This window comes from Streptomyces sp. NPDC060031 (assembly GCF_042736805.1).
Lineage (GTDB): Bacteria > Actinomycetota > Actinomycetes > Streptomycetales > Streptomycetaceae > Streptomyces.
Genome location: NZ_JBHWVM010000085.1, coordinates 13,605 through 34,735, shown reverse-complemented (window position 1 = coordinate 34,735; position 21,131 = coordinate 13,605). Strand labels below are relative to the sequence as shown.

Sequence of the window (21,131 nt, the reverse complement as noted above, 5' to 3'; positions counted from 1 at the left end):
CCGCCACCCCGCGCGCTGGCGGCCCGCGAACCGGGCCTTGGGGGTCCCCGGTGCGGCGATGGCGTTGCTGTGGATCTGAGGTGCTTCTGGTGCGGCGCTGCTGTGCCCTGCTCTGTTACGGGTGCCCGTCGGTCAGTGCGCGGCCACGCGGGCCATCGCACCCGTCCGGCGCGGCTGCATCGGCACTCCGCCCGCCGTGGCCCGGGCAACGGGCTGGGCCGGTGCGCGATCACGGCGCGGCTGTGCGGCCACACCGTTCTGGACGTCCATGACGGCGTGCGCCACGAGACCGCCCATCGGGTCGTGCCGAATCAGGTCCCGCAGCCGGGATCTGGACGACCGCCCCTCGTTGCCGGGGTACAGGTGCTTGCCGAGTCCGACCGCGTGGGCCAGTGCGGCAAGCGCCGCGGTCCGCGGGTCCGGCGGTACGCCGGTGCGGATCGCACTGTCCAGCCGGGCACGGATCTCCCGGCTGATCGCCGTGTCGGTCGCCTGGTAGCGAGTCGTCGGCAGCACCCCGCACATCTGTCCCGCGACGGCATGGACCATGCCGCAGCGCTCGAGGTGAGCGAGGTAAATCTGGCGGAGCCCCAGCCGGGGTCCACCGATCCAGTGGACGGCCCGAACCGGGCTGCCGCGCCTGCGCAGCAGTTCCAGTGCGGAGTCCAGAGTCGGATCTCCTGTCGGCCGTGGCATCACCACGGCGATACGATCCCCGTCAGGGGCTATCCGTCCTGCCAGAGCCAGCTCCACTAGCTGTGCCCCGGCCAGGCCGAGGTCGAGCGACTGCGGCTGCGCCGTGGTACCCGTGGCCGGGTCCAAGGCGAGCAGCAGAAGCTCCTCCGGAATTGTTCTGCGGCTCCTGCCCATCCATGCCTCCCCGCGTGGATGAGTGACAGGGTGACGCCTCTCACATTCATCTGTCGAGAGCGCCTGTCCGCTTTGCGGGGGAATCGGAATACATGTCGTTCTCGTCTCGCGCGGGGGCGATGCGCCCTAGACGGGACACTGTTAGACATTCGGACAGCCGGACGTGGTGGCGATCGAGGAGGAACTGGTGGCGGGCGAGTCCCCCGACAAGTCGGTTGATGAAGGAGCGTCGGGGGCGGCGGAGTCCTCCGAGGAGCGTGACCCGAGGCTGTCGGTGCTCCGCCCGAGGGAACCGGAATCCCCGGTCCCGGACCGCGACCCCCTGAGGGAAGCGGTGGCGGCCTGGGTGGCCACGGCCGACGCGTCCCCGTCCGGGGAGGCCGAGGACCCGGCCGAGGGCGAGGATCCGGCCGAGGCCGAGGCCGATGCGGCTGCGCCGGCCGAGGAGCCTTCGGAGGAGCCCTCGGAGGCTCCGGCTGCGGAGGAGCCCGAGGAGGCTCCGGCCGCGGAGGAGCCCGCGACCCCGGCGGCTCCGGCGGCCGAGAAGCCCGCGGGTCCGGCTGAGCCCACCAAGCCCGAGGCGGCTCCGGTTGCCGAGCCCGAGCCCGAGCCGGAGCCGGAGCCGGAGCCGGAGCCGAAGCCCGAGCCGGAGCCGGAGCCGGAGCCCGAGCCCGAGACGGCTCCGGCGGACAGTGAGCGCACCGCGGTGTTCCGGGCCGTGGCGCCCGCGCCCGCCCGCGCCGAGGACAAGCCGAAGGCTCCGGCCTCCGACCCGGATTCGGGTTCCGCTTCGACCTCCGCCGCATCGGCCGACGAGCCGGCGGACAGTGAGCGCACCGCCGTGTTCCGGGCCGTCAAGCCGGGTTCCGCTTTGTCGAAGCCGCCGGTGGCCGACGAGCCCGCGGATAGTGAGCGCACCGCCGTGTTCCGGGCCGTCAAGCCGGGTTCCGTTTCGCCGAAGCCGCCGGTGGCCGACGAGCCCGCCGATAGTGAGCGCACCGCCGTGTTCCGGGCCGTCAAGCCGGGTTCCGTTTCGCCGAAGCCGCCGGTGGCCGACGAGCCGGCGGACAGTGAGCGCACCGCCGTCTTCCGGGCCGTCAAGCCCGAGGCGCCCAAGGGGCGGGCCAGTACCTTCGTACCGCTGAAGCGGGACGAGACCGCCGCGCCGAAGCCCCCGGCCCCCGCCCCGGCCGCCGCCACTCCGGCCCCGGCCGCCCCGGCACCCGCCCCGGCCGCGCCCGCCCCGGCCGCGCCCAGGCCCGCCGCAGGCGACGGCCCCGAGCGGACCACGCAGCAGCCGCTGCCGCCCAAGCCGCCGCTCGACATGCTCGCGGACCTCACCAACAACCCGCCCCCGCCGCCGAGCGCACTGCGCACCACCGTGCGGCGGTTCAAGATCTACGCCCCGGTCGTCGCGCTGCTCGCGATCGTCCTCGCCGTCGTACAGCTCGTGCGCCCCATGCCCGAGCCCAGGCTCAAGATGACCGCGAGCACCTCGTACGCCTTCGAGGGCGGCGCTCCCGTCCTGCCCTGGCCCAAGGAGGGCCAGGGCTTCATGGCGGCGTCCGGCCTCGGCACCGTCGGCACCTTCGGCGAGCAGAAGCCCATCGCCATCGGCAGCGTCGCGAAGGTGATGACGGCCTACGTCATCCTCAAGGACTTCCCCCTCAAGAAGGGGGAAAAGGGCCGACTGATCGACGTCGACAAGACGGCCGTCGAGGACGGCAAGAAGAACACCGAGGGCGAGTCGACGGTCGACACGCTGAAGGAGGGCGACAAGCTCTCCCAGTACGACGCCCTCGCGGCGATCATGATCCCGTCCGCCAACAACGTCGCGCGGCTGCTCGCCCGCTGGGACGGCGGCCAGGAGGCGTTCGTCAAGAAGATGAACGACACCGCCAGGGAACTCGGCATGTCGAACACCACCTACACCGACCCCTCGGGCCTGGACGCGACCACGGTCAGCACCGCCGAGGACCAGGTCAAGCTGGGTCTCAAGGTCGTCGAGATGCCCGAGCTGGTCGCGATCACCAAGCTGCCGAGCTGGACCGACCCGTCCGGCAAGGTGCACCGCAACTGGAACGACCTCGTCCCGTTCAACGGCGCGGTCGGCATCAAGACCGGTTCCACCACCAAGGCCGGCGGCAACCTGCTCTTCGCCGCCGAGAAGAAGGTCGGCAAGACCAACCAGCTGATCGTCGGCGCCGTCCTCGGCCAGCACGGCGTGCCCATCCTCGGCACCGCCATCGCCGCCAGCAAGCAGGTCATGCTCGCCACGCAGCAGGCGCTGACGAACGCGGTCGTCGTCAAGAAGGGCGACCGCGTCGGCTACATCGACGACGGCCTCGGCGGCCGCACGCCGGTCGTCGCCACCGCCGACGTGGAGGCGGTCGGCTGGCCGTCGCTGACGGCCGCGGTCAAGCTGAATGACGGTGGCGGCAAGATGCCGCAGACCGCCAAGGCCGGCACCGAGGTCGGCGTGCTGACCGTCGGAGAGGGCGCCAGCCAGGTGAAGGTGCCGGTGGCGCTGAAGTACGACCTCACCGCGCCCACCATCGGCAGCAAGCTGACGCGGGTCGGCTGACCTCGGGCGCGAGCGCGCGGCCGGCGCCCCGGGCAACCCCGGGGCGCCGGAGCGCGTCTTCGCACCCGGGACTCATCGTGTTGGGGAGCGTCGGTTGTGACCACCGCTGAGCGGCAGCAGGAGCGGAAACGCGGGCCCGGCCCGTCGGCGCCCGCCGACGGGCCCGCCGGCGAACCCCGCGACGCACCCGGCGGCACAAGGAACCCGGCGCGCCGCCTGCTCGGCTCGGCCCGCCGCCACCCGGTGGCGGTCGCCGCCGGCCTGGCCGCCGTGCTGCACGTCGTGTGGTTCTTCAGCTTCGCCAACAGCGGCGGCGACCTGGCCGCGCAGGACGCCTGGGCCGAGTTCGTCGGCCGGCACCCCGACTCGGCGTACAACCTCGCCTGGTACGGGGGCATGCACCCGGTCTCGTACAGCGTGGTTTCGCCGTACGTGATGCACATGATCGGCGTCCGGACCACGATGATGATCGCCGGCACGGTCTCGGCCGGGCTGCTCGCGCTGATCCTGACCCGCTGCCGGGGCGCCGTGCGCGAGCCGCTGTGGCCCGCGCTGGCCGGGGTGTACGGGCTGCTGTGCAACGCGCTGTCGGGCCGGGTCACCTTCGGGCTCGGGGTGATGTTCGCGCTCGGGGCCGTCGCGGCCGTGTTCTGCTGGCCCCGACGATGGGCCGAGCGGCGGTGGGCCAAGGCCGCGGTCGCGGCTCCGCTGGCGGGGCTGGCCACCGCCTCCAGCCCGGTCGCCGGGCTCTTCCTCGGGGTGGTCGCGGCCGCGCTGTTCCTGAGCGGGCGGCGCCCGGGGGCGTACGCGCTGGGGGTGGCCCCGGCGGTGGTGGTCGGACTGTCGTCCTGGCTGTTCCCGTTCTCCGGCACGCAGCCGATCAAGCTGGGCTCGGCGTCGCTGCCGTTCATGTTCGCGCTGGCCGCGCTGTTCCTCGTACCGAAGGGCTGGAAGACGGTCCGGATCGCCTCCGGCGTCTATGCCCTCGGGGTGGCGCTGACCTGGGCGATCGACTCCCAGGTCGGGTCGAATGTGACCCGGCTGGCCATGCTGTTCGGCGGCGCGGTGCTGCTCGCGGCCCTGCCGTACTCCGTCCCGCGCTCGCGGCACTGGTACGCGGTGCTGCTCGCCCTCGCCGGGGTGACCACGTGGATCACCGTCAACAGCATCACCGACATCGTCCGCACCACCCCGTTGGCCTCCTGGAGCCGGGAGCTGGCCCCGCTCGTCGACCAGCTGCACAAGGCGGGCGCCGACCGGGGCCGCGTCGAGGTGGTGCCGGCCAGCAGCCACCGCGAGTCCTCGGCCTTCCCCGCGTACGTGAACCTCGCGCGCGGCTGGAACCGGCAGGCCGACCTGGAGCGGAACCCGCTCTTCTACGACGACACCCTCACCGCCGACAGCTACCGGGGCTGGCTGGAGCGCTGGGCCGTGCACTACGTGGTGCTGCCCGCCGACAAACCCGACTCGGGCGGTGAGGACGAGGCGAAGCTGGTGCGCGAGGGGCTCCCGTACCTCCAGCAGGTGTGGGGCGACGCGAACTGGCAGCTCTTCAAGGTGCTGGACCCGACGGATCTGGTGGCGGGCCCGGCGACCGTGGTGCGGGCGAGCGCCGATCAGCTGGTCATCGAGGTGCGGGAGGCCGGGCGGGTACTGGTGCGGATCCCGCACTCGCCGTGGCTGGGGCTGGTGGACGCCGCGGGCAAGCCGGTGGCGCCGCCGCAGGAGACCTTCGCGTCGAGGGCGCGGAGCAGCCAGCGGGCCGGGGTGCCGAAGGACTACGCGAACACGGCCGGGTGCCTTTTCAAGGCCGCGCCGGACGAGACCGGGGACGCGTGGACGGAGCTGCTGGCGCCGGGGCCGGGGGAGTACCGGGTGGCGGCGAAGTACCAGCTCCCGCGGGGGACGCCGTGTCCGGACGAGCTGGTGTACGGGGTGCTGGGGCCGCCGCAGCGGCCGGTTCCGCCGCGTCCGTAATAATTATTTACACGCCGGTCCGGGTGCGTTGGTCCGCATATCTGCATACGATCCCAGTAGTCCGATTGGGTGCTTCCCGAGGGAGTTGACGACGGGATGAGCAAAGAGCAGAAGCAGGATTTCCGGGCGGCTTTCGAGGCTCACGAGCCGGATCGGCCGCCGCGTCCGGCAGGCCACGGCTTCGACGGTCTGGTGCGGAGCAAGATCAAGGGCGGAGCGCACACGAAGGCGGCCCTCAAGCGGGCCGGCACTCCGCAGGGTGACCGCATCGGCGAGCGCAGCAGAGGCCTGAGCTGACCCGTGCACGTCCACGTCGCGCGGCCCTTCCGGTTCCGGCCGGGAGGGCTTCCGTGCGTCACGCGTCCCACGCCACGGGACGTGCTCGGGCAATCGTTACGGCCACGACCGTCCTCGCGGCCGCCGTCTCCGGCGGGCTCGCCGCGTGCGGCAGCGGGTGGCGGCAGCGGGTGGCGGCAGCGGTGGCGGTCACCGCACCAGCAACGTCATCTTCTACGCCGACCTGGTGGCACGAGCGGCGTGACCGGCAAGCCCCCCACCCGCCGACCGCCCCGTACGGGCGGCCCATTACCGTGACCTGACCGGGGACGGTCACCAAGTGCTGAACCCTCTACCTCGACATCCGCGTATACAAGAACATGAGCGAGACGCAGCGCGTCATCAGCGTGGAGCGGGCCGCAGGCGACCTCGTCGTGCGGTCCCCCAGAGGCACGTCCGGCACCGGGATCGAGAGCCGCGACGTGTGGTCGTGGTGCCCGCCGATGGAGATCATCCGTACGCCGCGGGGGTCCCGCTGATGCCCCGGCGGCCGCGCCTGCCCGCCTGGACCGCGACCCTGACCTGGAAGGCCGCGGTCTTCATCACGCTCATGTGCTGCGGCCTCGCGGCGCTGCTCGGCGGCCTCGTGCACAGCGCCATGACCCACCAGACCGTCGGTACGGCGCGCGAGAAGGCGCTCGGCAAGCTCGACCGCACCATCACCCTGTACGAGAGCGGCGCGCGCCTGCCGCGGGGCGAGGGGATCGACCCCCGTGACCTCCCCGCGGAGCTGCGCGAGCTGGCGGTGAGGGGCAAGCGCGGCACGGCCGTCGGCGAGCACCGCGGCCGGTCCGTGATGTGGGCGGCCGGCCCGGCCGACCACGACACCGTGATCGCCGCGGCGGTGGACTACGGCAGCAGCGAGCGGACCATCGCCGACCTGGACCGGGCCATCCTCGGCTCCTCGGTGCTGGCCATCGGCGGGACGCTGCTGATGGGCGCCTTCGGCGTCACGCGCATCACCCGGCGCCTGCACCAGACGGCGCAGGTGGCCCGCCGCATCAGCGCGGGCGACCTGGACGCCCGGGTGAACGACCCGGTGCGGGCCAAGGACGAGGTCGCCGCGGTCTCCCGGGCCCTGGACACGATGGCCGTGTCCCTCCAGCGCAAGCTCGAAGCGGAGCAGCGCTTCACGGCGGACGTGGCGCACGAGCTGCGCACTCCGCTGACCGGCCTGAACGCGGCGGCCGAACTGCTGCCGCCGGGCCGTCCGGCCGAGCTGGTCCGCGACCGGGTCAGGGCGATGCGCTCGCTGACGGAGGACCTGCTGGAGATCTCCCGGCTGGACGCGGGCAGCGAGCGCCCGGACCTGGACTCGCACGACCTGGCCGACCTCGCGGCGCGCACGATCCGGGCCTCGGGCACCGGGACGGAGCTCGTCGTGATCTCCTCGCCCCGTGTGGAGACGGACCGGCGCCGCCTGGAGCGGATCCTCGGCAACCTCGTCGCGAACGCCCACAGACACGGCGCGGCCCCGGTCACGGTGACGGTGGACGGCCGGACGGTGACGGTGACCGACGCGGGCCCCGGCTACCCGGAGTACCTCCTGACGGCGGGCCCGCAGCGCTTCCGCACGGAGGGCGCGAACAAGGGCCACGGCCTGGGCCTGACCATCGCCTCGGGCCAGGCGGAGGCCCTGGGCGCGACCCTGACCTTCACCAACCCCCCGGCGGGCGGCGCCCGGGCCCGCATCACGCTCCCCTGAACGGCCCCGGAAACGCCAACGGGCCGCAGCGCTCCGGCCGTTACCGGCGGGGAGCCCTGCGACCCGAGACGTTTCCCTGTGCCCTCGGCAGGATTCGAACCTGCGACACCGGCTTTAGGAGAGCCGTGCTCTATCCCCTGAGCTACGAAGGCAATGAAGGCGGGGCTTGACGGAAACCGTGGAGGTGACCACCCCAGTGGGGTTTACCCTCCCGGCGAGTCAAACGCCCTGGTCAGCTGGTGCCCCCGGGCGGTGGGGGAGACGTCCGGGTGGACATTTTCTCCCGCACGTGCGGAGTAGCCGACTGACCGCAGACAGCCTAGCGGATCGTGCTCCGCTGATGCGCCCCCATAAGTCACAGCGCTTCCATGGAGGCTGCGGAGGGCCGCTGACCTGCGATGGGACCGTTAGGGCGCGCGGCGGACCGGGCCTCCTGCCCGGCCGCCCGGCCCACCCGGGTGTCCGTTCCGTACCGACGGATCGTCACGGCGGGCGCTCGGGGTCGTTCCAGATCGAGTAGCACGGTCCGCCAATCGGTTGATCTGTCTGGCGGGTCGCGGATCCGCCCGCCGGATTTGCTGGGACGATCCCGCCCATGGCGTCGAGGACAGGCTCTGTCGAGAGTGCGGCAACAGCGAGGGTCGTCTTGCTGACGCTCTCGGCCGGTCAGTTCCTGATGGCGCTCGACAGCTCGGTCATGAACGTCTCGATCGCGACGGTGGCCGAGGACGTGGGCACGACCGTGTCGGGCATCCAAGGCGCGATCACCGCCTACACCCTCGTGATGGCCATGTTCATGATCCCCGGCGGTAAGGTCGGGGCGCTGATCGGCCGCAAACGCGCGTTCTTGATCGGCTGCTGCATTTACGGGGCCGGTTCCCTCACCACGGCGCTCGCACCGAATCTGCCCGTGCTCCTGGTCGGCTGGGCGCTCCTCGAAGGCCTCGGGGCGGCGCTCATCCTGCCCGCGATCGTGGCGCTGGTGGCCGGAAACTTCGTCGCGGAACGCCGTCCCGCCGCCTACGGACTCGTCGCGGCGGCAGGGGCCGTGGCGATCGCGGTGGGGCCGCTCATCGGTGGTGTCGCGACGACGTACTTCTCATGGCGGTGGGTGTTCGCCGGTGAGGTGCTCGTGGTGCTCGGCATCCTGGTGCTGGCCCGCCGCATCGCCGACGCCCCGACCGGCGAACGCCGGCGCATCGATCTCGTGGGCGCAGTGCTGTCCGCGCTCGGGCTCGGGCTGTTCGTCTACGGGGTGCTCCGCTCGGACGAATGGGGCTGGTTCCAGCCGAAGCCCGACGCGCCGTCGTGGCTCGGGATCTCGCTGGTCGTGTGGCTGATGCTGGCAGGTCTGCTGCTGATCTGGCTCTTCCTGCGCTGGGAGGCCCGCCTCGTGGAGCAGCGCAGGGAGCCGCTCATCGACCCGGCGCTGCTGCAGAACAAGCAGCTCACCGGCGGGCTGACCATGTTCTTCTTCCAGTACCTCGTGCAGATGGGCGTGTTCTTCGTCGTACCGCTCTACCTGTCGGTCGCCCTTGGCCTGTCCGCACTGCAGACCGGTGCCCGCCTCCTGCCGCTGTCGGTGACACTGCTGGCGGCCGCGGTCCTGATCCCCCGCTTCCTCCCGGACGTCTCGCCGCGGCGGGTGGTACGGCTCGGGGTCCTCGCCCTGCTCGCGGGCGCGGTGGTCCTGATGGCCGCGCTCGACGCGGACGCCGGTGCGGAGGTCGTCACCGTCCCCCTCCTGCTGATCGGTCTCGGGATGGGCGCGCTGGCGTCCCAGCTCGGGGCGGTCACCGTGTCCGCGGTACCGGAAGAACAGAGCGCGGAGGTCGGCGGCGTCCAGAACGCCGTCACCAACCTCGGCGCCTCGATCGGTACGGCACTCGCCGGGTCGGTCATGATCGCCGCGCTTGCGGCGTCCTTCCTGGCCAGCGTCGAGCAGAATCCGGCGATCCCGGACAGCGTCAAGAGCCAGGCGACCGTCAAGATCCAAAGCGGCGCACCGTTCCTGTCGGACGCGCAACTCACGACGGCCCTCGACGAAGCCGGCACCAGCAGCGAGGTGACCCGCGCCGCGCTGGACGCGAACGCCGCGGCACGACTCGACGGGCTCCAGGCCGCGCTCGCCATCCTCGCCCTCGCCGCGCTTCTCGCGATGTTCTTCACCCATCGCATCCCGACGTCCCAGCCCCGCTCGGCAGAGCCCTAGCAGCGGACTGCCCTGTTCTCGGCACAGCCGTCGCGGGCGCGCCCTGCCGCGTGGTGCACCTGGGGCGCGGCAGGCCGGAAACCTCGCAATCCGGCTACCGTGGTGGGTGGGGTCGCGTGCGTACGACGCGTACGACCCCACAGGGCTCATCCAGCATCTGCGATTCATTCGCTACGGGTGATGCGGCCGATGCCCCGCGAGCGGGGAACACCGTCCGATGCCGGCGGTGGTATCGAATGCGGCCGCCCACGCCGTCGTCGCCAGCGGGCCGAAAATTGCCGGCCGGCCTCCCTGCGGAGGACGAAGTGATGAAAGCTGCGGGTTTTTCAAGCTCATCGGTAACAGCCCAGTTGTGGGAACCCTATGTCGAGGACGGCCGGGAGACGGGGGAGATTCATTGGCTCGTCCAGGCGGAAGAGGGCCAGGTGTCGGGACTGTGGAGGATCGGCCCCGTGGAGGGCGCGGAGTTCCCCTACAAGCCTGCGGCCACCGACACGTTCCACGTGATCGAGGGTGAGGCCGAGCTGGAAACCCCTGACGGAGAGAAGATCGAGCTCGTTGTCGGGGGCATCTATTCCTTCCCGGCCGGATTCACGGCCACCTGGAGAACCCGGTCGCCGTTCATGAAGTTCTTCGTCGTGGGCTGAGCACCGGCGCTGCACGCAGCGTGACACCGGCGGCTGCGTACTCGCAGGAGATCAATCGGGATGACCCGAATTCCAGACAGAGCGTGGCGCGCGACCAGCCACCGCTCACTCCCGGATAGTGGCTCGCGAGTCAGGCCGGACGACGGTAAGGGAGCAGATCGTGGCGACGTCAGATTCTGAAGTGGATGTCGTGATCGTGGGCGGAGGTTTCGCCGGCGTGACGGCCGCGCGTGAATTGTCGGCGCGCGGGCGCCGGGCTGTCCTGGTCGAGGCGCGTGACCGGTTGGGCGGCCGGACCTACACGAAGGACCACGACGGGCATCCGATGGAGTTCGGCGGCACCTGGGTGCATCCTCTGCAGCCGCACGTGTGGTCCGAGATCGACCGCTACGACGTCGAGACCGAGACGTTCCCGGTGCTGGAAGGGCTGCGGCAGGCCGTCGTCTCCGACGGCCGCGTCGTGGACTTGTCCGACGACGATGCCGCGCGGGCACTGGAGGCATTCGACGCGTTCTGTGCCCCGGGCACGACGCTGTTCCCGGAGCCGTTCTCGGAAACGCTGGGCCCGGACCCGGACGGCCTCGGTGACCGGTCGCTGCGCGAGCAGCTCGCCACCTTCAAGGCCGAGCCCGAGCTGCGTGACTGGGTGGAGGCGATGTGCTGCTTGACCGCGTTCGGCCCCCTCGATCAGTCCGGCGTGACCGAGGTCTTCCGGGCCTACGCCTTGGCGGGGCACAGCGCGGAACAGTTCGCGGCCTCCTTGTCGGCGACGAAGCTGGTGAAGGGGACAAGGGAGTTGATCGACTCCATTGCCGGACAGGCCACGCTGGCCGATATCCGCCTCAGCTCGCCCGTGCGGCGTGTCATCCAGACCGACGGGGGAGTACGGGTCGAGCTGGAGAGCGGCGAGGCCGTCAGCGCGCCGACCGGATTGATCGCGCTGCCGATGAACGTCCTGAACAGCGTGGAGTTCGAGCCCGGCCTGTCCGAGATCAAGCGGACCGCGTCGGCCGACCGGCACGCGGGGGCCGGCATGAAGTGCTTCGTCCGCGTCAAGGGCGACATCGGAAACCTGAGCATCGTGGCTCCCGAGGCCCAGGCGGTGAACTTCCTGGTCACCTACGACCACGGCCCGGAAGGCTCGTGGCTGATCGTGTTCTCCGCCAACCCGAAGAAGCTGCAGATGACCAAGTTCGACGACGTCCAGGGCTTGCAGACAGCGCTGCAACCGCTCTTGCCGGGCGTCGAGGTGGAGAGCATCGTCGGCTGGGACTGGAGCAACGACCCGCTCGCGCTCGGCACGTGGTGCATCTACAGGCCGGGGCAGCTGGCGAAGGTGCTGCCGGACCTGCGCACCACCGAAGGACGCCTGTTCTTCGCGGGCTCCGACTCGGCGAGCACGTGGCGCGGCTTCATCGACGGGGCGATCGAGAGCGGCTACCGCTCCGCCCGCGACATCGACAGCTACCTGACCAGCTGATCACCGGCGGCGGCTCACCGGCCGGGGGCGGGGACGCCGGCGGGGCGGCGTGCGCCGACGTGGGGTCGGGGTACGCCGCCCTGGGGCGGGGCGGGTTGCGGGAGGTGGCCCGCGTGGCCATGGCGGTTACTTCGGGTCGTGGTTGAACTTCGAGGTCGACCAGAAGTAGCCGAGCACCGCGAGACCCAGGCACCAGGCGACGGCGAGCCATCCGTTGTGGCCGATCTCGGTGCCGAGCAGCAGGCCGCGCAGGGTTTCGATGGCGGGGGTGAACGGCTGGTACTCGGCGATCGGCTGGAACCAGCCGGGCATGGAGTCGATGGGGACGAAGGCGCTGGAGATGAGCGGGAGGAAGATCAGCGGCAGCGCGTTGTTGCTGGCCGCCTCGGCGTTCGGGCTGATCAGGCCCATGCCGACGGCGATCCAGGTGAGCGCCAGGGCGAACAGGGTGAGCAGCCCGAACGCCGCCAGCCACTCCAGGGCGGTCGCGTCCGTGGACCGGAAGCCGATGGCCACGGCGACGGCGCCCACGAGGACCACGCTGGCGATCGACTGCAGCACGCTGCCGACGACGTGCCCGACGAGCACCGAAGGGCGGTGGATCGCCATCGTGCGGAAGCGGGCGATGATGCCCTCGGTCATGTCGTTGGAGACGGACACCGCGGTGCCGATGGTGGTGCTGCCGATGGTCATCAGCAGGAGGCCCGGGACGAGGTAGGCGATGTATGCGGAGCGGTCGCCGCCGCCGATGCCCGCGCTCATCGTGTCGCCGAAGACGTAGACGAAGAGCAGCAGCAGCATGATCGGGGTGAGCAGGAGGTTCAGGGTGAGGGAGGGGTAGCGGCGCGCGTGCAGGAGGTTGCGGCGCAGCATCGTGGACGAGTCGCGTACGGCGAGGGCGAGGGAGCTCATCGGACAGCCTCCTTCGGCTGGTTCGGCTGGTTCGGCTGGTTCGGCTGAGTGGTGCCGGTCAGGGCGAAGAACACGTCGTCGAGGTCGGGGGTGTGCACGGTCAGCTCGTCCGCCTCGATGCCGGCGGAGTCCAGCCGGTCGAGGAGGGAGCGCAGTTCGCGCTGGCTGCCGTCGCTGGGGATCTGCAGCGTCAGCGCCTCGTCGTCCCCGGTGACCTCGTGCAGCGCGAGCGTGGCGGACCGGTAGGCGGCCGGGTCGCAGAAGCGGAGCCGTACGTGGCCGCCGGGGATCAGTCGCTTGAGCTCCTCGGCGGTGCCCTGGGCGGCGATCCTGCCGTCGTTGAGCAGGGCGATGCGGTCGGCGAGCTCGTCGGCCTCGTCCAGGTACTGGGTGGTGAGGAAGACGGTGACGCCGCCCGTGACCAGTTCGCGGATGATCTGCCACATGTTGTGGCGGCTGCGCGGGTCGAGGCCGGTGGTCGGCTCGTCGAGGAAGATGATCCGCGGGCTTCCGACCAGGGTCATGGCGATGTCCAGGCGGCGCTTCATGCCGCCGGAGTAGGTGGAGGCGGGCTTCTTCGCGGCCTCGACCAGGTCGAAGCGCTCCAGCAGCTCGGCGGCGACCCGCCGCCCCTCACGCTTGGACAGGTGGTGCAGGTCCGCCATGAGGAGCATGTTCTCCTCGCCGGTGATCAGGCCGTCGACGGCGGAGAACTGTCCGGTGACACCGATCGCGGCGCGCACCGCCTGCGGGTCGGTGGCCAGGTCGTGGCCGCCGATGTGGATGCTGCCGGTGCCCGGGTCGGCGGAGACGAGGGTGGAGAGGATCTTCACGGCGGTGGTCTTGCCGGCGCCGTTCGGACCCAGCAGGGAGAAGACCGTTCCTTCGGGGACGGCCAGGTCGATGCCGTCGAGCACGACGTTGTCGCCGTACGACTTGCGCAGCCCGTTCGCCGCGATGGCCAGGTTGGTCATGGTGGGTGCTCCTTCAGAGGCTGCGGGCGGCGGTTTAGAGGCTTCGGGCGGCGATGTCGCCGTACGAGGTGGTCGCGTGGATGTTCAGACCGGCGGAGGCCCCGTCGGTGTTCTTGAGCGCGTTGTGGATCCGGCCGTGGGAGGTGCCGGCGTCCAGGGAGGCGGAGACCCCGCGGGCGGCGCCGACCGACACGTTGCCGGCCAGGGTGCGCAGTTCGACCGTGCCGTGCACGGCCTCGGTGATGCTGATGTCGCCCTTTTGGGTGCTGATCTGCGCGGGGCCGCCCAGGCGGCCGACCGCGACGTCACCGGCGAGGAGGACGAGGCGGGCGCTCGCGGTCTCGTCGAGCTTGACCGAGCCCTGCGCGCCCTCGAAGGTGACGTCGCCGAGCCGTCCGACGCCCCGGAGCTCGGCGCTGGCCGCCTTCGCCTCGACGCGGGAGCCGGCGGGCAGCTGGACGGTCACCTCGACGTACCCGGAGCTGCCGAGGATCCGGTTCTTCGCCGGCAGGGCCCCGATCCGCAGGACGCCGTCGCCGTACTCGACGGTGGTCTGCTCCGCCGCCTTCACGTCGCGGGTCTTCGAGGCGTCCGCCGGAAGGACCTCGACGGTGGTGTCGGCCCGGTCGGCGGCGATGAACCGGATGCGTCCCGCGGGGATGTCGAGGACGGCGGAGACCGGAGCGGGGGTGTGGAACTTCTGCATGGTGCTTTCCTTCGGCTCGTTTTTTCTGATGCCCGAAAGCTACGTTGCATTCAAAGATCCTTCAACAGGTTCGTTGCACGCGAAAGCAATAACCGCAGGTGAAGGCCGTCAAATGGTTGCAATGGTCTTCGCGCTTAACGCAACGATGCAGCCAGTACGTTGCAATGAACTAAGAGTGAACGCTATGCTTGAGGCATCAGGGAAGCCACGAAGGGAGACCGCGATGCCGGGAGGCAGGCTCACCCAGCAGGAGCGCCAGCAGATCGCACTGGGGCTGGCCGACGACCTCGCCTACGCGGAGATCGCCAGACGCCTCGACCGCCCCACCTCGACGATCACGCGTGAGGTGATGCGCAACGGCGGCCCCACCGCCTACCGCGCCGACCTGGCCCACCGCGCCACCGAGCGCCGCGCCCACCGGCGCAAGGCCGCGTCCCCGGGGGCTCAGGCGCCCCCACAGTCCGACGGACGCGACGCCGAGGCCGTGCGCGAGTACGAGGAGATGATGACCACCGTCTTCATGCAGTCGGGCCTGCCCAAGATGATGTCCCGGGTGCTGACCTGCCTCTACACCACCGACTCGGGCAGCCTCACCGCGTCCGAACTCGTCCAGCGCCTCCAGGTCAGCCCGGCGTCCATCTCCAAAGCGATCGCGTTCCTCGAAAGCCAGGACCTCGTCCGCCGGGCACGCGACGAACGCCGCCGCGAGCGCTACGTCGTCGACGACGACCTCTGGTACCAGTCGATGGTGGCCAGCGCCCGGTCCACCGCCCAGCTCGTCGAGACCGCACGCCACGGCGCAGGCGTCCTCGGCCCCGGCACCCCCGCCGCCGTCCGCCTCGAGAACGTCGCCCGCTTCCTCGACTTCGTCGGCGAGAGCCTCATCCGCGCGGCGGAGCAGGCCCGCGAGGTCCTCTACACGAAACCCGAAACGACCTCGGGCGACACCGCGGGAGCCTAAGCGGTCTCGGCGAGGACGGCCCGGCTCCGGCCGGTCGATCAGGGGCGGTTACCGGCCATGATCGGACGGAAGGGTGCCGTCCGGGCGCGGGCTCCTGGGACACTGCGCCGGGTGGAATCGGTGAACAGCAGCATCTCCGGCGGCACATTCAACGGCCCGGTCTTCATGGGCCGCGACCCCCGGATGTTCCAGCATGGCTCCATGGCCCAGCCCGCGCCCGACCACCCCGAACCCGTGCCCCGCATGCTGCCCTTCGGCCCGGACGGGTTCGTCGACCGCGAGGCCCCGCGCGCCCGGCTGGACGAGCTGCTCGCCGGACGCGACGGCCAGGGCGCGCCCCTGCTGGTGCTGCTGCACGGCACGCTCGGCGTCGGCAAGACCGGGCTGGTGCTGCACTGGGCACAGCAGCGCAAGGACGACTTCCCCGGCGGGGTCTTCTACGCCGACATGAGCCCCCAGGGCCTCGGGGGCGCGGCCGAGACCGCCGCCGTGCTGGAGTCCTTCATCGGGGTGCTCGGCACCCCGCGCGCCGAACTGCCCTCGACCGTCGACGGGTTGGCCGGCCGGTTCCGCAGCCTGACCGCCGGCCGGCCCTCGCTGGTGCTCCTCGACGGGGTCGTCTCCGCGAGCCAGGTGCGCCGGCTGCTCCCCGGCCACCCCGGCAGCATGGTGGTGCTGACCAGCCGGTTCCGCCTCGGTGCCTTCGAGGGGGAGGAGCGCGACGGGCGGCTGCCGGTGCGGCTCGTCGTACCGGAGCTGGACGAGGAGGCCTGCGCCGAGCTGTTCCGCGCCGTCGCGGGGGACGACGTACCGGGCGGGGAGGCGCTGCGCACGGTGCTGCGGGCCTCGGCCGGGCTGCCGTACGTGGTGCGCATCGCCGCCGCGCGGGCGGCCGATCCGATGTTCGACGGGGTCGAGGGGCTGGCGGCCCGCATCGCCCGGGAGAACATCCTGGAGGCGCTCGACATGCCCCGACGGCTCTTCGACCTCGCGTACGAGGCGCTCGACCCGGAAGTCCAGCGCGGATTCCGCCTCCTCGGGGCCCATCCCACGCCCGAGTTCGCCGACGCCTTCCTCGACGAGCTGGCGCCCGGGGTGCGGGGACCGCTGTACGCGGCCGGGCTGCTGGAGCGCTCCGGGCCCGGGCGTTCCCGCCTGAACGGCGTGCTGCACGGGCACGCGCAGATCCTGGCCGGCGCCGACCCCGGGTCGCGGGGCGCCCTGGAGCGCGTCATCGACTGGTACCTGCGCCGGGCGGGCGCGGCCGAGCTGTCCCTGTCCTCGCGCTGGCGCGCGGGCCCCCTCTTCGCCGAACCCGACGCGCTGAGCGGGGTGTTCGCCGACCGGGCGGAGGCGCTCAGGGCGCTGGAAGCGGACCGGAACAACCTGGTGGCCGTCGCCGAGCTGCGCGAGATCGAGCCCGCGCGGCTCTGCCAGCTCACCGAGGCGGTCCACGCGATGTTCCTCGCCCGGGGCCACCACACCCTGTGGATCCGCATCGCCCGGCTCGCCCTCGACGCCGCCCGCCGGGACGCCGAAACCGGCGGGCTGATGCTCGCCCGCATGCACTTCGAGCTGGCCTTCGCCCTCAACGACCGGGGCTCGGCGGAGGACTTGGAGGAGGCGCTCCTGCACTACGGCGCCGCCCGCGAGAGCGCCCGCCGGATCGGCCACGAACGCACCGAGTCCTCCGCCCTGGAGGGCCTCGGCCGGATCGCGACCGCCCAGGGTCTCCCGCAGGCGGCCATGGAGCTGTACGGGCAGGCCCTGGCGGCCCTCGGCCGCCTGGAACACCCGCGCGGGCGAGCCCTGTTGGAGTACCACCAGGGCAACGCGGCCAGCGCCGCCGGACAGCACGAGCAGGCCGTCCGGCACCTCGCGCAGGCCCTGCGCGGGTTCCAGGGGCTGGCCGTACCCGACACCGGGAACGCCGCGAAGACCCGGCTGCGCTACGCCACGGCCCGCCTCGCCGCCGGCTGCCCCGAGGACGCGGTCGAGCCGCTGGCGCTGGCCCTGGAGGCCTTCGCCGAGCCCTCGCTCAACCGGGCCGACGCCGTGCTCGTACGGGGAGACGTACGCGGGGCCCTCGGTGACCCGGAGGCCGCCCGGGCCGACTGGGAGGCGGCCCTGGGGCTGTACGAGTCACTGCGCAGCATCCGGGCCGAGGAGGCCCGCATCCGCCTGGCCGGCAGCGCCCCCGGCGCCGGGGGCCCGCGGCCCCCCGGGCAGGGTGAGCCGCAGGGTTGAGGTCGCGCCACCGGCCCGCAGGGTGAACCCGCCCTCCGGGTCGAGGCCTTCGCCCAGCAGCGCCAGCAGGGCCGAGGCGGCGAGCGCCGGCTCGGCATCGGCCGGCACCCCGAACTGCCGCCCGCCGCGCAGCACCAGCCGCCCGGCCCGCCGGGCCCCGGGGCCGGCCCCGAGCACCACCAGAGCGCAATCGGGGTTCCGGGCGAACACCTCCGCCGGGTCCGCGTCCGGCCGCGCCACCAGCACATCGGCGAGCCCCCGCAGCCGCGGATCCGGCTCGGCGGCGTCGGCCAGCACGTGCACGTCGGCGCCGAGGTGGGCGGCCGCGCGGCCCTGGAGCTCGGCCGGGTGGCGGCTTACCCGCACCTCCCGGCCGCGGACGCGGGTGTCGACGTACAGCGCGGGGCTCAACGGGCTCCGCGCGGCTACCGGTTCGGGCACGGCGACGGGTCGCGGCAGGACGGGGTAGTCCGGCTCGGGAAGGTTCAGGTGCCGGTAGCACAGGGCGCGCAGCAGGGTGAGCGCGCGGCCGGGCCGCGAGGTGATCCGGGCCGCGGCCCCGGGGAGGGCGACGGCCCGCGCGAGCTGCTCGGCCAGCGGGCGGACCGGGTCCACGCGGGGCAGGCGCCCGCCGAGCCAGGCCATGGGGGAGCCGGGGGCGACGGTGCCCTCGTCGAAGGCGGCGAGCAGTCCGGGCAGCCCGCGCGCGGCGGCGTACAGGCTGAGGGAGCCGTGGTCCCCCACGAAGGCGTCGGCGGCGCAGATCGCGGCCTTCCACGTCTCGCCGGCGGGCTGCGGCAGGATCAGCCCGGCCCGGCGGGCGCGCTCCAGCCATTGGCGGATCTGGAATCCGCCGTGTGCGTACCAGGCATTGGGGTGGACGGCCGCCACGACCCGGAATTCGTCGTACGGCAATTCGGCGAGGGCTCGTTCCACGAAGTCGATGGCGGAGCCGAGGACGGAATGTTCGGACCAGGTGGAGGTGATCAGCAGGAGTTTCTGTTCCGGCCGGATTCCGAGGGCCGCGCGGTAATCCGTACGGAAGGGGGCGGAGGCGTCGAGCTGGTCCGCACAGGGGTCTCCGACGACGTGGGCGTACGGGAGGGCCTCGGGGCAGTCGCGCGCCAGGCGGGAACGCTGCTCGTCGTGCGAGAGCACGATGGCGGACGGGACCACTTCACCGTCGTGGAGCAGCCACTCGGGCGACAGCCCGAAAGCCCCTGTCCCGGTCCCTGCCCCGACCTCGACCCCTGCCCCGGATTCCGGATTCCGGATTCCGGATTCCGGATTCCCGCTGAGCTTTTTATTGTATCCGGCGCCGTGTGGGGTGCCAATGAGCGGTGCGGAGATGTCCTCCAGATTTCCACCGCGGCTGGTGCTCACCGCGAGGTCGAATTCCTCCCGCAGAGCGCTCTGCCAGGGCAGGAAGAACAGTCCGTGCGCGGAGACGAATTCGGGTATGCCGTCCTCGAAGACCGACGACCCGGTGCACGTGAACACCACCCGGACCCGCGGATCCCCCTCGAAGACGGCGAGCACGTCGAGCAGTCGCGTCGCGGAGGTGACGTTGTGGATGACGCCCAGGACCGTGCGCTCGGCGGGCACCGTGAGCCACCTCCGGGCCGGCAGCGCCCGCTCCGTCCGCACACACACCACCGCTTTCCCGATCCGTGCCCGCCGCGGCCACCCTACGGCTAGCGTGGCCCACATGGATGTTGCGGCACTGGTGACGGCGGGTGCGACGACGATCGTCGGCCTCATGGCCTCGGACGCCTGGACCTACGCGAGCGGACGCTTCGCCCGCCTCCTCGGCCGGCCGGACCCGGACGGGGCGGCGGCGCAGGCCGAGCTCCAGCTCCGCGCCTCCCGGGCCGAGCTGCTCGTCGCCCGCGCCGACGGCGACGAGGCCGCCGCGGCCCGTGTCGAGGAAGACTGGCGCGACCGGCTGCGGACCGCGCTGGAGAACGACCCGGCGGCCGTACGCGAACTCACCGAACTGCTCGACGACGTGAACCCGGACTGGCGCGCGGCCTCGACGGTCTCCGTCCAGAACACCACCACCACGATCAGCGGCGGCACCTTCAACGCGCAGGTCCTCCAGGGCCGCGACTACACCGCCACCTTCAACAGCCAACCGCCGCAGGGAACTTAGCGCTTAGCGCCCGCTGGCCGGAGGTGTAGACGTGGTGCCTCACGGCCGCGTGACGCGCACCTGGTAGCTCCCGTTGCGCAGCTCGCCGACGACCGAGATGCCGATGCCCGCCTTCTCGTCGGTGAAGGTCTCGCCCGGCCGGAACGGCGCGTCCGAGAGCTCCGCGTGCACGTTGGGCCGCCGCGTGCAGCCGCCGCTCGCGCTCGCGCTGTCGGAGACGATGACGGGGCCGCGCCCGGTGTCGACGTCGGAGTCCACCTTGTAGATGAGCACGCCCGGCTTGCAGACGGCTTCGTCGTTCCCGGCCCGGGTGCGTACCTCCACCGCGTAGCCGGCGCTCTCCGACAGCGGGACGAAGGCCAGCTTGGTGCCGCCCGTGACCGCCAGCGGGGACAGGACGTGGTCGCTGACGCCGGACTTTCCGGCGCAGCTGATCTGGGAGGCGTCGAGCCAGCCCAGCTTCCACTTGTGCCAGCCCAGCAGGTCGTTGTTGGCGCCCCAGTCCTCGCTCATGATGTCCCAGTGGCCCACCGAGCCCCCGCCGTCGGCGGTGTACAGGTCGGGCAGGCCGAAGACGTGCCCGTTCTCGTGCGGGAGCACCCGGTAGCCGGTCTCCCGGTAGGAGCCCGAGCCGTCGTCCTGCCGGCTGTAGACGAAGGACGTGTTGGCGAGCGGCACCCCGTCCGCCATGGGCGCCTCGCTGTTGCCGGAAAACGTCACCGAGAGCACGGTGTCGAGCGCCGAGGGTCCGGCGTTCGGTGTGATCAGGATGTTGATCAGGTCGTACCGGGAGAAATCGACCTCGCTGTCGGCGGCCTTCACCATGTGCTCGACGAGCTGCCGGTAGCCGGGCTCGTACGGGGAGCCGCGCTCGATCCCGTACGCCGCGAACGGCATCGGCATCCGCAGCCAGTTCCTTATCGGGGCTTCGGCGCGGTAGCTGAGCCGGCCGTAGGAGCTGGTGCGGAACCAGTCGGAGGTCTGCGGGAAGAACTCCGCCAGCCGGTCGGTGGCCGCGCCCTCCCCCTTGGCGTCGGGGAAGTCGATCATCAGGTTGAGTGCGCGGACCTCGCCGGTCGAGCGCGCGTACCCGGGTGGGGTCGGCAGACCCTCGGACATCTGTACGCCCATCGTGCCGGCGATGCGGCAGGGTGCGAGCGCCGATTCGGCGGTGGCGGCGACGGGGCCGGCCGCCGAGTGGGTACCGGTGGACATCCCCGCGCTCGCCGTCGCCGTGACGCCGAGGGCCAGCGCGGTGAGGCCGATGTAGGCGCTGGTGCGACGTGATGTGCGTATCCGGTGGCGCGTCTGCGGCATGGAGACCGGCCTTCGGGTCCGCGGCAGCCGGCCGGGCCCGGTCTGCGCTCT

Annotated in this window: 17 protein-coding genes and 1 tRNA gene; 11 read left to right on the top strand and 7 right to left on the bottom strand. The window is 72.0% G+C overall.

The genetic code is table 11. From position 1 onward, the window contains the following. Positions 1-132: 132 nt before the first annotated feature. Positions 133-870 carry a GPP34 family phosphoprotein gene (locus ACFWB8_RS29415; RefSeq protein WP_385233629.1) on the bottom strand — a complete coding sequence of 246 codons (738 nt, stop codon included), beginning with the start codon at positions 868-870 and terminating at the stop codon, positions 133-135. Positions 871-1,033: 163 nt separating this feature from the next. Here ACFWB8_RS29415 and ACFWB8_RS29410 point away from each other — a divergent pair, with 163 nt between their 5' ends. The 5 genes from ACFWB8_RS29410 to ACFWB8_RS29390 all read left to right on the top strand — a co-directional run bounded on the left by ACFWB8_RS29410 (position 1,034) and on the right by ACFWB8_RS29390 (position 7,472). Then, positions 1,034-3,454 carry a D-alanyl-D-alanine carboxypeptidase family protein gene (locus ACFWB8_RS29410; protein WP_385233626.1) on the top strand — a complete coding sequence of 807 codons (2,421 nt, stop codon included), beginning with the start codon at positions 1,034-1,036 and terminating at the stop codon, positions 3,452-3,454. Positions 3,455-3,550: 96 nt separating this feature from the next. After that, positions 3,551-5,431: an MFS transporter gene (locus tag ACFWB8_RS29405; protein ID WP_385233623.1), complete on the top strand. Its 1,881-nt coding sequence runs from the start codon at positions 3,551-3,553 to the stop codon at positions 5,429-5,431. Between the two features lie 96 nt (positions 5,432-5,527). Beyond that, the gene (locus ACFWB8_RS29400) at positions 5,528-5,728 is read left to right on the top strand and encodes a hypothetical protein (RefSeq protein ID WP_385233620.1); all 201 of its coding nucleotides are present in this window, start codon (positions 5,528-5,530) and stop codon (positions 5,726-5,728) included. Between the two features lie 359 nt (positions 5,729-6,087). Next, positions 6,088-6,246: a hypothetical protein gene (locus ACFWB8_RS29395; protein ID WP_385233617.1), complete on the top strand. Its 159-nt coding sequence runs from the start codon at positions 6,088-6,090 to the stop codon at positions 6,244-6,246. Continuing rightward, entirely contained in the window at positions 6,246-7,472 is a 1,227-nt protein-coding gene (locus ACFWB8_RS29390; protein WP_385233614.1) for an ATP-binding protein, read from the top strand. Before ACFWB8_RS29395 ends, ACFWB8_RS29390 begins: the two co-directional genes overlap by 1 nt. Positions 7,473-7,551: 79 nt before the next feature. Here the strand turns inward: ACFWB8_RS29390 and ACFWB8_RS29385 are convergent. Then, positions 7,552-7,624, bottom strand: a tRNA-Arg gene (locus ACFWB8_RS29385). Positions 7,625-8,067: 443 nt separating this feature from the next. Here ACFWB8_RS29385 and ACFWB8_RS29380 point away from each other — a divergent pair. The 3 genes from ACFWB8_RS29380 (at position 8,068) to ACFWB8_RS29370 (ending at position 11,811) form a co-directional block, all read left to right on the top strand. Continuing rightward, positions 8,068-9,684: an MFS transporter gene (locus tag ACFWB8_RS29380; RefSeq protein WP_385233611.1), complete on the top strand. Its 1,617-nt coding sequence runs from the start codon at positions 8,068-8,070 to the stop codon at positions 9,682-9,684. Positions 9,685-9,992: 308 nt separating this feature from the next. Further along, positions 9,993-10,331, top strand: coding sequence for a cupin domain-containing protein (locus tag ACFWB8_RS29375; RefSeq protein WP_385233608.1), 339 nt, complete (start codon positions 9,993-9,995; stop codon positions 10,329-10,331). Between the two features lie 160 nt (positions 10,332-10,491). Continuing rightward, positions 10,492-11,811, top strand: a complete 1,320-nt coding sequence (locus ACFWB8_RS29370) for a flavin monoamine oxidase family protein (RefSeq protein WP_385233605.1) — start codon at positions 10,492-10,494, stop codon at positions 11,809-11,811. Between the two features lie 126 nt (positions 11,812-11,937). On the opposite strand, the gene ACFWB8_RS29365 is transcribed toward ACFWB8_RS29370, so the two are convergent. The 3 genes from ACFWB8_RS29365 to ACFWB8_RS29355 are packed head-to-tail and all read right to left on the bottom strand — an operon-like array spanning position 11,938 to position 14,403. Continuing rightward, positions 11,938-12,723, bottom strand: a complete 786-nt coding sequence (locus ACFWB8_RS29365) for an ABC transporter permease (RefSeq protein ID WP_385233602.1) — start codon at positions 12,721-12,723, stop codon at positions 11,938-11,940. Continuing rightward, positions 12,720-13,697 (bottom strand): ATP-binding cassette domain-containing protein, encoded by a 978-nt coding sequence (locus tag ACFWB8_RS29360; protein WP_385233599.1) that lies wholly within the window; start codon positions 13,695-13,697, stop codon positions 12,720-12,722. The genes ACFWB8_RS29365 and ACFWB8_RS29360 overlap by 4 nt, the downstream gene beginning before the upstream one ends. Positions 13,698-13,731: 34 nt before the next feature. Further along, positions 13,732-14,403, bottom strand: a complete 672-nt coding sequence (locus ACFWB8_RS29355; protein WP_385233596.1) for a DUF4097 family beta strand repeat-containing protein — start codon at positions 14,401-14,403, stop codon at positions 13,732-13,734. Positions 14,404-14,626: 223 nt separating this feature from the next. Between ACFWB8_RS29355 and ACFWB8_RS29350 the strand changes: the two genes are divergently transcribed. After that, positions 14,627-15,364 (top strand): helix-turn-helix domain-containing protein, encoded by a 738-nt coding sequence (locus tag ACFWB8_RS29350; RefSeq protein ID WP_385233594.1) that lies wholly within the window; start codon positions 14,627-14,629, stop codon positions 15,362-15,364. 120 nt (positions 15,365-15,484) lie between these two features. After that, complete coding sequence (locus ACFWB8_RS29345) at positions 15,485-17,611, top strand: hypothetical protein (protein WP_385233591.1); 2,127 nt, start codon at positions 15,485-15,487, stop codon at positions 17,609-17,611. Here ACFWB8_RS29345 and ACFWB8_RS29340 read toward each other — a convergent pair. Further along, on the bottom strand, positions 17,507-19,216 hold the full coding sequence (locus ACFWB8_RS29340; RefSeq protein ID WP_385233588.1) for a hypothetical protein: 1,710 nt from the start codon (positions 19,214-19,216) through the stop codon (positions 17,507-17,509). The two genes, ACFWB8_RS29345 and ACFWB8_RS29340, sit on opposite strands and share 105 nt — an antisense overlap. Positions 19,217-19,319: 103 nt before the next feature. Between ACFWB8_RS29340 and ACFWB8_RS29335 the strand changes: the two genes are divergently transcribed. After that, entirely contained in the window at positions 19,320-19,763 is a 444-nt protein-coding gene (locus ACFWB8_RS29335) for a hypothetical protein (RefSeq protein ID WP_385233585.1), read from the top strand. Positions 19,764-19,802: 39 nt separating this feature from the next. On the opposite strand, the gene ACFWB8_RS29330 is transcribed toward ACFWB8_RS29335, so the two are convergent. Next, positions 19,803-21,080 (bottom strand): M6 family metalloprotease domain-containing protein, encoded by a 1,278-nt coding sequence (locus ACFWB8_RS29330; RefSeq protein WP_385233582.1) that lies wholly within the window; start codon positions 21,078-21,080, stop codon positions 19,803-19,805. Positions 21,081-21,131 lie beyond the last annotated feature (51 nt).

What these genes read in the sequence shown, in the direction of transcription:
- ACFWB8_RS29350 (WP_385233594.1), top strand. Translation starts at nt 14,627, where the DNA reads ATGCCGGGAGGCAGGCTCACCCAGCAGGAGCGCCAGCAGATCGCACTG.
- ACFWB8_RS29355 (WP_385233596.1), bottom strand. Translation starts at nt 14,403, where the DNA reads ATGCAGAAGTTCCACACCCCCGCTCCGGTCTCCGCCGTCCTCGACATC.
- ACFWB8_RS29390 (WP_385233614.1), top strand. Translation starts at nt 6,246, where the DNA reads ATGCCCCGGCGGCCGCGCCTGCCCGCCTGGACCGCGACCCTGACCTGG.
- ACFWB8_RS29330 (WP_385233582.1), bottom strand. Translation starts at nt 21,080, where the DNA reads ATGCCGCAGACGCGCCACCGGATACGCACATCACGTCGCACCAGCGCC.
- ACFWB8_RS29335 (WP_385233585.1), top strand. Translation starts at nt 19,320, where the DNA reads ATGGATGTTGCGGCACTGGTGACGGCGGGTGCGACGACGATCGTCGGC.
- ACFWB8_RS29375 (WP_385233608.1), top strand. Translation starts at nt 9,993, where the DNA reads ATGAAAGCTGCGGGTTTTTCAAGCTCATCGGTAACAGCCCAGTTGTGG.
- ACFWB8_RS29400 (WP_385233620.1), top strand. Translation starts at nt 5,528, where the DNA reads ATGAGCAAAGAGCAGAAGCAGGATTTCCGGGCGGCTTTCGAGGCTCAC.
- ACFWB8_RS29365 (WP_385233602.1), bottom strand. Translation starts at nt 12,723, where the DNA reads ATGAGCTCCCTCGCCCTCGCCGTACGCGACTCGTCCACGATGCTGCGC.
- ACFWB8_RS29360 (WP_385233599.1), bottom strand. Translation starts at nt 13,697, where the DNA reads ATGACCAACCTGGCCATCGCGGCGAACGGGCTGCGCAAGTCGTACGGC.
- ACFWB8_RS29415 (WP_385233629.1), bottom strand. Translation starts at nt 870, where the DNA reads ATGGGCAGGAGCCGCAGAACAATTCCGGAGGAGCTTCTGCTGCTCGCC.
- ACFWB8_RS29395 (WP_385233617.1), top strand. Translation starts at nt 6,088, where the DNA reads ATGAGCGAGACGCAGCGCGTCATCAGCGTGGAGCGGGCCGCAGGCGAC.
- ACFWB8_RS29380 (WP_385233611.1), top strand. Translation starts at nt 8,068, where the DNA reads ATGGCGTCGAGGACAGGCTCTGTCGAGAGTGCGGCAACAGCGAGGGTC.